Source organism: Sporosarcina beigongshangi, assembly GCF_033485195.1.
GTDB lineage: Bacteria > Bacillota > Bacilli > Bacillales_A > Planococcaceae > Sporosarcina > Sporosarcina beigongshangi.
Genome location: NZ_JAWLIR010000066.1, coordinates 1 through 11340, shown reverse-complemented (window position 1 = coordinate 11340; position 11340 = coordinate 1). Strand labels below are relative to the sequence as shown.

The 11340-nt window shown below is 35.1% G+C and carries 14 protein-coding genes and 2 tRNA genes; 3 read left to right on the top strand and 13 right to left on the bottom strand.

Annotation, left to right across the window (positions count from 1 at the left end; all coding sequences use genetic code 11):
- Window positions 1–430: 430 nt before the first annotated feature.
- The 11 genes from R2B77_RS17485 to R2B77_RS17435 all read right to left on the bottom strand — a co-directional run bounded on the left by R2B77_RS17485 (window position 431) and on the right by R2B77_RS17435 (window position 8724).
- Complete coding sequence (locus tag R2B77_RS17485; protein WP_203249288.1) at window positions 431–1150, bottom strand: Fic/DOC family protein; 720 nt, start codon at window positions 1148–1150, stop codon at window positions 431–433.
- Between the two features lie 3 nt (window positions 1151–1153).
- The gene (locus R2B77_RS17480; RefSeq protein WP_203249287.1) at window positions 1154–1342 is read right to left on the bottom strand and encodes an antitoxin VbhA family protein; all 189 of its coding nucleotides are present in this window, start codon (window positions 1340–1342) and stop codon (window positions 1154–1156) included.
- 173 nt (window positions 1343–1515) lie between these two features.
- A complete protein-coding gene (locus R2B77_RS17475; protein ID WP_203249286.1) occupies window positions 1516–1851 on the bottom strand; it encodes a hypothetical protein in 336 nt (111 codons plus the stop codon).
- Window positions 1852–2177: 326 nt separating this feature from the next.
- Complete coding sequence (locus tag R2B77_RS17470) at window positions 2178–2651, bottom strand: hypothetical protein (protein ID WP_203249285.1); 474 nt, start codon at window positions 2649–2651, stop codon at window positions 2178–2180.
- Window position 2652: 1 nt separating this feature from the next.
- Window positions 2653–2847 carry a helix-turn-helix domain-containing protein gene (locus tag R2B77_RS17465; RefSeq protein ID WP_203249284.1) on the bottom strand — a complete coding sequence of 65 codons (195 nt, stop codon included), beginning with the start codon at window positions 2845–2847 and terminating at the stop codon, window positions 2653–2655.
- A 230-nt stretch (window positions 2848–3077) separates the two neighbouring features.
- Window positions 3078–3452, bottom strand: a complete 375-nt coding sequence (locus R2B77_RS17460) for a hypothetical protein (RefSeq protein WP_322555771.1) — start codon at window positions 3450–3452, stop codon at window positions 3078–3080.
- Between the two features lie 821 nt (window positions 3453–4273).
- Window positions 4274–4921, bottom strand: coding sequence for a MarR family transcriptional regulator (locus R2B77_RS17455; protein WP_203249282.1), 648 nt, complete (start codon window positions 4919–4921; stop codon window positions 4274–4276).
- Window positions 4922–4928: 7 nt separating this feature from the next.
- Entirely contained in the window at window positions 4929–7145 is a 2217-nt protein-coding gene (recD2, locus tag R2B77_RS17450; RefSeq protein ID WP_203249281.1) for an SF1B family DNA helicase RecD2, read from the bottom strand.
- Complete coding sequence (locus R2B77_RS17445) at window positions 7142–8071, bottom strand: transcription termination/antitermination NusG family protein (protein ID WP_203249280.1); 930 nt, start codon at window positions 8069–8071, stop codon at window positions 7142–7144. Before R2B77_RS17445 ends, recD2 begins: the two co-directional genes overlap by 4 nt.
- A 77-nt stretch (window positions 8072–8148) precedes the next feature.
- Window positions 8149–8469 carry a DUF771 domain-containing protein gene (locus tag R2B77_RS17440; protein WP_009499463.1) on the bottom strand — a complete coding sequence of 107 codons (321 nt, stop codon included), beginning with the start codon at window positions 8467–8469 and terminating at the stop codon, window positions 8149–8151.
- Between the two features lie 54 nt (window positions 8470–8523).
- Window positions 8524–8724: a helix-turn-helix domain-containing protein gene (locus R2B77_RS17435; RefSeq protein ID WP_203249279.1), complete on the bottom strand. Its 201-nt coding sequence runs from the start codon at window positions 8722–8724 to the stop codon at window positions 8524–8526.
- 171 nt (window positions 8725–8895) lie between these two features.
- On the opposite strand from R2B77_RS17435, the gene R2B77_RS17430 reads away from it, so the two are divergent.
- From R2B77_RS17430 to R2B77_RS17420, 3 genes are all read left to right on the top strand, one after another.
- Window positions 8896–9249, top strand: a complete 354-nt coding sequence (locus R2B77_RS17430; RefSeq protein ID WP_203249278.1) for a helix-turn-helix domain-containing protein — start codon at window positions 8896–8898, stop codon at window positions 9247–9249.
- Between the two features lie 113 nt (window positions 9250–9362).
- A complete protein-coding gene (locus tag R2B77_RS17425; RefSeq protein ID WP_203249277.1) occupies window positions 9363–9896 on the top strand; it encodes an ImmA/IrrE family metallo-endopeptidase in 534 nt (177 codons plus the stop codon).
- Window positions 9896–11008, top strand: coding sequence for a site-specific integrase (locus R2B77_RS17420; protein WP_099674166.1), 1113 nt, complete (start codon window positions 9896–9898; stop codon window positions 11006–11008). The genes R2B77_RS17425 and R2B77_RS17420 overlap by 1 nt, the downstream gene beginning before the upstream one ends.
- A gap of 147 nt (window positions 11009–11155) precedes the next feature.
- Here R2B77_RS17420 and R2B77_RS17415 read toward each other — a convergent pair.
- Window positions 11156–11236: transfer RNA gene (locus tag R2B77_RS17415), tRNA-Leu, on the bottom strand.
- A 23-nt stretch (window positions 11237–11259) separates the two neighbouring features.
- Window positions 11260–11333 (bottom strand) — tRNA-Cys (locus R2B77_RS17410).
- Between the last annotated feature and the right edge of the window lie 7 nt (window positions 11334–11340).

Below are 11340 nucleotides of genomic sequence, written 5' to 3'. Positions count from 1 at the left end.
CTCATATCGCTATGTCAGTCTAAATAATCGGTTTTAATATAGTTCACGCAAAATGCGTAAGTATCTCTTTTGATAAGCAAAAGCAATTTATTGACGTCTAATTCGTCTGCCTAACCTCTCCTTTAAATAAGGAATACAAAGGCTGAAAATTTGTGCCGAATCTCTTTCTGCGTATGCATAAAGTATAACGACTTTCACCAGTAGAACAGTGACTTAATAACATAAAGAATATACTTTCACTTTAACAAAACCCAATGTAAATCGCAACTTCATCAAAAATGACAACTTAAAACCAGATTGTATTTTAAGCTGAAACTTTTATTAATTATTGCTACTACAGGAACGCATGGTAAAAGTGAAGTTTTTCACTCTTGCAAAATAAAAATTATTTGAATGACTAGAGCCTATTCAATCGGTTTGTAAAATGAAATTATTTCGTATCGAAATCTGTTTTGAAAGGTTTTTCTTCATACTTGGAAACATCGTATTGCCCAATTACTTGATAATTACTGGACTCTTCATCACCTAATTGGACCATGTTAAGAGTATCTAAGTTTAACGCATCTGTAATCATTTTAAGTAAATATTGAGGTTCTGAAGCTTCTTCTACCGCCGCAAGAACCAGAGCATTTCGTAAATACCCTGCATGTTGTGAAAGCAATTGAGCGTTAAAGCCTAAATTATTTGCTTCAGCAAATAGTTTCATGAAAATCGAAAGGGTTCGGGTATTCCCTTCTCGATAAGGATGAACTCGCCAAAGATTGGTCATCAACGTTGAAAAATCTTCTGCAAGCTGAGGATTTGAGTAATTCCACAGTTTAGAATTAGCCCAACTGAAAATTGCTTTCAAATCAGAAGTGATTTGGTCTTCATTACTATAATCAACGGATAATCCATTTAAAACACGTTCAGTTTTATAAATATTGATTGTGCGGAATTCTCCTGCCCATGAATATAGTTCATGAAATAGAAAGTGATGAATCTTTTGTAAGCTTCGATACTCTTGGAAATTAATCTCAGCAAAAATAGAAGTAATATCCAGAATACCTGCAATGATTAGTTGTGCTTCAACGTCAATTAATTCTTTTTCATCTTTAATATTTAATTTGTTGATCAAAATATTTGTATTTGAATACACATATGGATCCATAAATTACTGTGATGGCCTTATATATTTTTCAACAATTGCTTGTTTCAATTGGCTGGATGAAACCTGACCTTGTTCATATTGATTTAAAAGATTTTGTGTAAATGCGCTCGGTTTTCCACCGTCAATTGCAGCCATTCCAACTGCAAACTCTACTTGTTTTTGGCGTTCTATACTTATGTTTTTTTCATTCATAAATAACACCCCTCGCTTATTGATATATCCATTATATCAGCTTTCATGTATCGGAAGATAGTTCGAACCTTTCATAAACGTATATGATGAATAGAAAAGGCCGTTTCTAAATCAAATAATCAGACATACTTCTTTCTTGCAAATGGAACGATTACTTAATAATGACTTACATTTTATTTGTTAGCATGATTGGCTTCGATTTCCTCACTCAACTCAGGAAATTGTTTTTTAAAAGTTTTCACTATTTTTGTGGTTTTACTCACTGTATATTTTTTTACTTCGCTATAAGGTATCCATATTTCTTTATTCTGAATCTGTTCATATAGAGATGATATCACCATATCTTGGTGAACAGGAGGAAGCTTTCTTGTTGTACATCTTTCTTTCATCTTATCGTGATAAAGTTTATAAAGTTCCGTTGCGATCCAATCCTTTTGATTATTTTTCAATTGTGAAAAACGTTTGTTTATTCGAAGAAGCTTACCATCTATTTTCATATGATCTTTCATCAAGAATCATCCTTTAACACAAATTTTTATTGAACCATGTAAACGCTACTTGACGCTTACAAACCTTTTCCAAATTGATACCAGCACTAAGAATGTACCACTTCCGCCATCTCTTTTACCAGCGATTGCCGCAAAGCTTACCACTCGCTGCCAATGAGCTTAACAATGCGGTAACGTCAAGAATGTGCAAGTTTACAACGTTAAGGATTTTGAAAGATAAAAAAGCCTAACTCCTCCATATATTGAACGAGGAATTAGGCTTATGATCTTCCGCAATCGCGTCCGATTCCAGAATAAATTCTTACAAAGTCACAATCGAAATTATGTTAGTCATCTAACAATTCTCGGTTTTTACTATATGACTTTCTCAAAGAAATATAATTTAAAAGAAAGAAAAATATCGCAGCTAATATAGCTGGTCCAATAACATTTACTACTTCTTGTAAGTTAGCTGGAATACCTTTAAATACACCATAAACGATTATAAATAGGATTCCGAAACGAATCGATCCATAAACTTTAGAACGTTTTTCCTCTTTATATCTTGCTTTTGTTGCAATTTCAGGGTATTCAATACCCGTCAAGGTAGATCTCAAAAGTATATAAATACTCAGAAACCCTAAAGAAATAAGTGCCATCATATCGCCAGGAACATTTAAATCAATTAAAAAAGAATCAACAATTAAATATAGAAAGAGCAATATACTTAAAATTAATACTGATTCAGCTACAAAATACAGAAATCGTTTTTCCCTATATTCATCTTTTGATAATAAGTTAGCAATCCACGTTTTTTCCATTTCAATCTACCTCCCAAAATAATTCATCAAGTGTTTTATCTAATGCTTTTGCAATTGCAATACAGAGATTCAGACTTGGATTATAGTCTCCCTTTTCAATTAAACCAATCGTCTGTCGGGTTACTCCAGTTACTGTCGCTAATTCATCCTGTTTCATAGAAACTTTTATTCGGGATATCTTCACGTTATTTTTCATAGATACCTCTGCTTTCTCGCAATATATATATTGCTTATGTAATATATATATTACATCACGTTTTCTTAAAGTCAATTAAAAGAACGCTAAAAAGTACAGAATAATTTCTGTGCTTTTTAGCGTATATATCTTTCCTTCGATAAAATGGACCTATTGCGGAACGGTTGTGTTCCGTAAAAGCGCCCTTTTACGGAATATAGGTCATCGAATAACCTTCAACGATTACCCAATTAATCTTTTATCGCTTTAATATCTTTTATTGAATTCGTGAAGACTGGATCTTCCTTTTTTACCTGATGCCCTTCTATAATTGAGATATAATAATCTTTATTCGATAAAGGGAAGTAATTCTGATCTTCCTGCTCTTTCTCAAAGTAGATTGTGTATTTATGATTGGCAATTGTTTTCAACTCCCAACTTCCACCTAACTCCATAACAACATTGGCTGATATTCTGTTAGCAGCGAAGCCCTTTTTATCTTCCAACAGTTCACCTACAAAATAACTATTCTTATCTTGTTGAATTACTAACAATTCCTCATCGTTCATCGTTGTAATCAAATCAATACTTCCTTTAATTCCATCGCTTTGAATAAACTCTTCCAAGGCCGCTTCTTTCGAAGGGAAATAGTTTATATTATCTTGACTGCAAGCAGATAAAAGCAATAAACCCGTCATAAGTGAAATAACAATTAAGCGCTTAATAGTATTACTCCCCCCTTCTCTTCTTCTGCAAAATGGCCCGATTGTTGAACTTCAAGAACTTTCCTAATACTCAATACCATTATAGCAAAGATACCCAAAAAAACCTTTTGAAAAAGGAAAAGTATTCTAAATTTGATCTAATTGAATCGTTACTTCAACTTTTATACCACTCAACTGAACGGGTTTGATTCACATAAATATTCACTATAATAAATTTGGATCATGGCGTTGAATGCGTTAAAACATGGGCTGAATAATTGAAGAGCTATAAGAGCAGACATCGCAATCCCTCACTTTTTTCAGCCCAGGTTTTAATTCGTTCCAGTTTCCATTTCCAAAACTACTGCAAAATAATAAGGCTTGCAATCTTTTATAAAACATACTGACATATCATACGCTTTAAATTACAATTACTTTCCTCCGCACTTTTCGCTCAAAATACAGGTGAAAATTCTAGTATCGCAGTTGTATATATAAGAGTGAGATAGAGAGGCTTCCTGAAATTCCCCAAAAATGCTTTCACAACAACGTTTACACTGACTTTTACGTGTAGAGATTTATCTACACATGTGTCGATATTTTTCGACACCCCTTTTTCATATTATTCCCTTCAATATGCGCATAGAAGGTGTAGATTTTTTTCGACACCCTCAAAATGAAGTGTTGGAAACCTATATAAATCAATAATAATGGGTGTCGTATTTTCTCGACACCTCGCTAATTCATCTCAGTTTTTTGAATTCCAAATAACTTTTCCTGCTATATAACCTTCCGAACTCTTCTCCATTTTTTATCCATAACTTCCAGGAAAGCAATGCCTTCTTTCTTTCCAGTTTATCAAATTCGATAACCAATTTTGATAATGTAGCATTTATTCTATTCCGATCTCCAGCGTAAATAATTTCGGGATTCATAAATAATGGTCTTCGCGTAACGCTTCTTTTATGTTCCTTAATCTCTTGTGAATCTACAAGTTCAAATAATATTCCTTTTACTAAAAGACTTTGGATTGTTGCACTAATTCCTGTTCGATCACGATTTAAATACTTTGCAATTTCTGAGACTGTCATAAATTGTCCGGTTTCTCTATCGGTAATGCCATTTGAGTGTAGCTGGACCAATGGCATCAAAGAAAAAAGAAAACCTAACTCTGCATTTGTCAGGAATTCTTTCCTGATAAGCACATCGAGGTTTTCTTGAATTGTTTGAACAAATAATGCCTTGTTTTTATTTGTTAACTTGTAAAGGGCGTAACCTTGCCCATTCGCTTTCTGTTCTTCTATTGCGACAGCAGCTACATCCACTAACTTCTCACCATCACGAAGTCTAGCATGCTTCTCTGCTGCTTCTAAAGCGTTCTGCATGTCCATTTCTATATCACCCCCTCTCACCGCTTGCATTGCCCGTACTGAATCGGTTGTTATATTCGGTATACGAGGTGATACGATTTGATAAGCAGCTGTTTCTTTCTGTCAGTTTATTATTTCTTATAGCAATCTCCATCGCTTTTTCTGTACCAATCAAAACGAGTCTTTCTTTTGCCCTAGTCATGCCTGTATACATTAAATTCCGAGCCAACATAACGTAGTGGCTTGTCGTAGCAGGGATTATGACAATAGGTGCTTCACCGCCTTGCGATTTGTGAATCGTGATTGCGTAACCCAATTCTAATTCTTTGGTTTCGCTTTTTTCGTATGATACTTTTATTCCCATGAAATCACATGTCATTTTCTCAACGGTCTCACTATTTTCATTTACTTCTTTTGAAATTTTAGTAATCACACCAATATCGCCATTAAAAACGCCTTTAGATTGATTATTTTTAATTTGAATAACTTTATCACCGAGTCTGAATAGATTTTTTCCTATCTTCCATTCATTTTTGGTCGAGTCAGCAGGGTTTAAAGCGTCTCTCAACTGATCATTCAATATAATTGTTCCAGCAGGGCCCTTTTTCATGGGACTTAATATCAAAATGTCCGATATGGAATAACCTAATTCTTGAAAACGTAAAGCACTTCTTACAATATAGTCTGCGATTCGTTTTGGATCTTCTTGATGAATAAAATAAAAATCACCTTTATCGCTATCGATAAGAAGTGATTTTCCTTGATTAACCCTATGGGCATTACTTATGATTTGGCTTTCTTGTGCTTGTCTAAATACTTCTGTTAGAGCCACTGTTGGTAATCCCGACTGAATCATGTCGCTTAGAACGTTTCCCGGATTAACCGATGGCAATTGATCCGTGTCACCTACAAAGAGAATTTTCGTATCATTTTCAAGTGCATCCATTAGTAAACTGGCTAACTGAACATCCACCATCGACATTTCATCAACGACTAACAAATCGCAAGAAAGTTTATCTTGCCAATTGTAGGTAGGGATTTCACCTTGTTGATACCCTATGAGCCTATGGATTGTAGATGCGTCATGTCCAGCTACTTCTGACAATTGTCTACTCGCCTTTCCAGTCGGGGCCGCTAAGCATATAATCAATTCTGGATGCAACTCTTTATACATGTCAATCATGGCACGTATAACGGTTGTCTTACCTGTTCCAGGACCTCCAGTGAGTATTAACATCTGTTCTTCAAATAACCGCCTAATCGCATCACGTTGCTTCTCAGCTAGGATGATTCCCTGCTTCTTTTGATAGTTGGTTATCTGTTTTTCTAACGAAGGCAATGCTACGCCATCCCGAGAACCCTTCATTTCTGAAAGTTTCTGAGCTAACCTGTCTTCATATGTGAATAAAAACTTTGGGTAAACGCAATTGTCTTCAATAACGATATGTTTCTCTTCTAAACGGTATATACTTTGTGCTAATTCATCCATCGAAACTTTGTTCTCTTCAATCGTATTATGGTTTAATGCACGTGCAGCTTCTGCAAGCAGAATTTCTTCCATCACATAACAATGGCCTGAACTGAAGCATGTTTCTTTTAGAACATAGTTCACACAAGCATCAATGCGGTATCCTGATAAGGGTGATATACCAATCTTTTGAGCAATTTCATCAGCCTTTAAGAACCCTATCAGGTTTAATTCTGTTAGCTTATATGGATTTTCTGTAACAACTGCTACCGTATTAGAATCATATCCTTTATACAGCCGCATCGCCATACAAGCGGATATGCCGAATACAAGTAGTTCCGAAATGATTTTCTGCACCTCAAACGTAGACCTAACGCTTTCTACTATGTTACTAGCGCGTTTCTTTCCGATTCCTTTAATCCCTTGTAAACTCGCCTCACCCTGTTGGCTGATTATCATCAAAGCGTCTTCACCCAACTTTTCAGCAATGACCACTGACTGTTTCGGCCCACATCCCTTTATTAGAGGCGATGCTAGGAATGCAATCACTTGATCTTTCGTTTGCGGAAACGGCCTTTCCCAAAACTCTACAACAAACTGTTTCCCAAACTGCGTGTGATTTTCCCATGTCCCACGAACCTTTACTTCTTCACCTTTATTTACCCCATAAATGCTTCCTTTAATTGTGAGTTCTTCATTATCCGTTTGCAATTTAGCAATCAGGAAATCCTCATTTCTATAAAGAACTTTTACTACTTTCCCAATGAATTCATTCATTCCAAACTCACCATCTTATCGTCTTTATACAATATGGATCTAAAGCGTTTAAGAAATGCAAAAGAACTTTGGGCTGGGATAAGGTTTTGTATTTCAATCTCATTATAAAGAGCCAAGAATAAATCCATAGGAATCACAACTGTTTGACGTTTACGACGAATAAACGCTTTACATCGTTCTACGTTTCTCATAATTGGGTTAGAGGAATCAATGTCACTTTTCATTTCATTTACAGAATCAACAACTTTAGTTGCAATAATATCAATTTTTTCGAGTAAAACTTTTTCTTCTACGGTACCAACTACTTTATTCGCTTCATGCAGGATTTCGTTTCTTGCTTCAACAAACGCATCACTTGATAGAATTTCTTCAAATTGCATTTCCACTTCTGGTGTAATATCTATCTGTTGGAAGAAAGCATCGATTTCTTCTTGCGGAACATTGTACTTACTTGGAATTCCTGTTACGTTAGGTACCGATTTTACTAAATGCCATAAATTATCCGGGAAGTAATAAAAATCTACATTTAATTCTACTAAAATATATCCGCTAATTACGCTACTTATTTTCTTCGTATTCTTTCGGACTTCCCTCAAGTCTTTAGAAAGTTCACGGATGCTGTCTTTGTACGTTTCAAGCAAGACAAGAGAATTGGCATCTTTGTATTCTTTCAGTTTGTCGCAAGCGATGCGAAGGTTGTTTAAACCTGCTTGAATTCTCTTTACATACAAGTGTTCAGAAATATCATTTGTGTTTAACTCGGAAAGATCTACAGCAGTATTGTCATCACGAATAATTTCTGTGAATGTTTCCATTGCATAGATAGCTTTAACCATTGAATCCCCTGCTCTATTCAAAACAGTATTCAACATCTCTTTCACTTCAATCTCCGCTCCGCTACGAACCTGAACTACAAAGTAAGTCATGTCTCTTCATCCTTTCTTAATTTCTGCGTTTGTAATGTGAATTGCATGTCAACTACTTATTTTTTCTCTTATACCGATTACTTGAAAAATCTATGAAAGTTTTTATCAAGAAAAGCTGACATCTTTGATGCTTGAAAAGACCAAGTTTGACCTTTCCCTTTTGGATAATAAACATAACCGCCATTTTCGCTATCAAGCTCTTTTCGGAATTGCTGCCGAAATAGAATATTTTCTTTCAACCATTCGTGTTTTTTGCCTGTACGATGTTCTAGTTCTTTCATGTTCCAATACACACCACTTAGTTCTAGTTTTCTTAGTTCTTCTAGTTCCACCTTTCTAATTAATACAGAATCTTGTGGAATTGGAATTGTAAGATTGACTGAGAGTTGCTGTACCATAATGATTCACCTCACTTTTAATTTTAAGTTCGACATTGTAAACTTTACGTTGAATCAACCTTCAAAAAAAATAGCAACAGGTACTTTTAATTGTTTTGCAATTACTTCTAATTCAGCTGTAGTAATTGGTCGCTGCCCTCTTTCCTTCATGCTGTAAGATTGTACTGTAATGCTAAGTGTATCTGCGATAACTGATTGATTTAAATTTAATTCCTTTCGGATAAATCTGAGTTTCTCATTTACTGACCTTGTCATTTATTCACCACCCAAACTTTTATTCAACGTAAAGTTTAATTTATATTCTTACCTTATTCAACTTTACGTTTATTGTCAAGTGTTTATTAAACTTTTAGTTTAAAAGACTTAACTTTACGTTGAGTTAGGGTATAATTACTTATAGAAAAGTAAAATGGAAATGGTGATCATATGAGTTTAGGCTTTCACTTAAAAAAGGAAAGAGAAAAAAGAAATTGGTCACAAGTAGAGGTAGCGAAGAAAGTCGGTATTACAAATGCTGTATTATCGAACTATGAAAGAGATTATCGAGATCCTGATACAGAGACATTAAAGAAGTTAGCGGATCTTTATAACGTTTCAACAGACTTCCTTCTAGGCCGCACGGAAAACTCTTCACCGATGAACATGGACGAAGAAGAATTCAAAAAGGCTATTTCCGACCCTGAATTAAAACGTTGGTACTCAGAATTACCCAACTCTGATGAGGAAGACTTACAAAAGTTAAGGAAAATGTGGGATATTATTAAAAATGAGGACAAATGAAACACCTTTTAAAATATGAGTTACTAACCCTATCTTTTTATTCAAGATAGGGTATTATTATAAACATCATACGAACATACATTCTAGACTATCGAAAAGGTGTCGAATTAAATTTGAAAACATTATATTTATCTTCATTAGAAGAAAAAGTTTGTTCGATTTATCAGTCTTTAAAAATCTTAGAGCCTGCACAAATTTATCATGTCGATCTTATCGAAGATATCTCTACAATGCTGAAAATAAAAATTTATTACTTTGATGAACCAAGTGAAGCAAATAATTTAGGAGGTGATTATCGAATCTTTTTAAATCAAAACCAATCTAAACAAGCCATTTGGCAAGACTTCGCACACGAATTGGCTCATATCTTGCGTCATGAAGGTTATCAGTGGTCAATGAACAAGCCCTTCCGTGAGTATCAGGAATGGCAGGCAGAACAATTCGCATTCCACTTCTGCGTTCCAACATTCATGTTGAACCATTTAGAGTTACCGCAACTAAAAAAAGAAGCTGTTGGTCTTATTGCGACTCTATTCAATGTGGAACATACTTTTGCAGATGTACGATTAGAAAAATGGTTACTAAATCAGAAAGTACTTTATTTGGATAGATTACAAAATAATATTATTGAAGGGAAAGTAGAATAATGGCGTCATTTCAAAAACGAGGAAAAACCTGGCAATATATAGTTAGTAATAAAGGAAACCAAATTAGAAAAGGTGGTTTCCGAACAAAAAAAGAAGCACAAGTGGCTGCTGGAGAAGTCGAAGCAAGTTTACTTAGGGGCATTATAGCTAATTTAAAAGATGAACCTTTTGCTTGGTACTTCAAAGAGTGGATCGATTTATATAAGAAGAATATAAAAGGTCAAACCAAATATCATTATGATCGGTCTCTAGAAATAGTAGAAGCATACTTTAAAGATACCCCTTTACAAAAAATCACACGGCAAGATTATCAAGGGTTCATTAATGACTACGGCAGCACACGCAGTAAAGAAACTGTAGAGAAACTAAATTATCATTGCAGGGCTTGTATACGTGATGCTGTAGAAGATATGATTATTCCCTTTGACTTTACAAGGAAAGTTACATTGACGTGGAAAGTTCAAGCAAAGCGATCAGAAGAAAAACACCTTAGCTATTACGAAAGCAAGGCGCTTTTTAAAGAAGTTGTCAATCGGTTAGATAAGGGTTTGGGATATTATGTTTTGTTACTTGCGCTATCAACAGGTATGCGTTTTGGTGAAATGGTGGGACTGACAAGGAAGGATTTCAATTTCGAGGACAGTACAATTAACATTGAAAAGACTTGGGGCTATGCAAAGAACTCGCCTGAAGGATTTGGACCAACAAAAAATGATGAGTCTATACGTGTTATTAAAGTTAACAAATTTACTATGGATACTTTTGAACAGCTATTTATCACGACTCCCACAAATAACTTTGATCTTGTCTTCTATAGCCAAGCCTCAAAATATAAAGTGATCAGCAATGCCAATGTAAATAAATTATTAAACAAAGTACTAGATGAATTAAAGATTAAAAAATTAAATTTGCACGGCTTACGTCATACGCATGCAAGTGTACTTCTATATGGTGGCGAATCCAATCAAAAGGTTTCTATGAACTATGTGAGCGAACGACTTGGACATAAGGATGTAGAGACAACTTGGAAGACCTATTCGCACATCTTAGATGAGATGAGAGAAAAAGATGAAGAAGAAACAATTTCAATCTTTGAGAACATGTTTGTGTAATCCTTGTGCACAATTTGTGCATAAAGTTTTCAAAACCTATCGTTTTCTATCGTATTCACCCAAAAGAAAAAGCATCTACAAACGCTGTGTTATCAACGTTTGTAGATGCTTTAGGCCTTCTCAACTTAACTGGAAAAGACCAGGATATACCCGAGGCCGGACTTGAACCGGCACGCCTCGCGGCATCGCATTTTGAGTGCGACGTGTCTGCCATTCCACCACTCGGGCATGTTACTATTCATTTATAAAATTGGAGGCGGCAACCGGAATCGAACCGGTGATAAGGGTGTTGCAGACCCATGCCTTACCGCTTGGCTATGCCGCCGTAGATT

Coding starts and splice junctions, on each gene's coding strand:
- R2B77_RS17430 (WP_203249278.1), top strand. CDS start 8,896: ATGAGTTTAGGCTTTCACTTAAAAAAGGAAAGAGAAAAAAGAAATTGG.
- R2B77_RS17440 (WP_009499463.1), bottom strand. CDS start 8,469: ATGGTACAGCAACTCTCAGTCAATCTTACAATTCCAATTCCACAAGAT.
- R2B77_RS17420 (WP_099674166.1), top strand. CDS start 9,896: ATGGCGTCATTTCAAAAACGAGGAAAAACCTGGCAATATATAGTTAGT.
- R2B77_RS17445 (WP_203249280.1), bottom strand. CDS start 8,071: ATGACTTACTTTGTAGTTCAGGTTCGTAGCGGAGCGGAGATTGAAGTG.
- R2B77_RS17480 (WP_203249287.1), bottom strand. CDS start 1,342: ATGAATGAAAAAAACATAAGTATAGAACGCCAAAAACAAGTAGAGTTT.
- R2B77_RS17455 (WP_203249282.1), bottom strand. CDS start 4,921: ATGGACATGCAGAACGCTTTAGAAGCAGCAGAGAAGCATGCTAGACTT.
- R2B77_RS17485 (WP_203249288.1), bottom strand. CDS start 1,150: ATGGATCCATATGTGTATTCAAATACAAATATTTTGATCAACAAATTA.
- R2B77_RS17435 (WP_203249279.1), bottom strand. CDS start 8,724: ATGACAAGGTCAGTAAATGAGAAACTCAGATTTATCCGAAAGGAATTA.
- recD2 (WP_203249281.1), bottom strand. CDS start 7,145: ATGAATGAATTCATTGGGAAAGTAGTAAAAGTTCTTTATAGAAATGAG.
- R2B77_RS17470 (WP_203249285.1), bottom strand. CDS start 2,651: ATGGAAAAAACGTGGATTGCTAACTTATTATCAAAAGATGAATATAGG.
- R2B77_RS17465 (WP_203249284.1), bottom strand. CDS start 2,847: ATGAAAAATAACGTGAAGATATCCCGAATAAAAGTTTCTATGAAACAG.
- R2B77_RS17475 (WP_203249286.1), bottom strand. CDS start 1,851: ATGAAAGATCATATGAAAATAGATGGTAAGCTTCTTCGAATAAACAAA.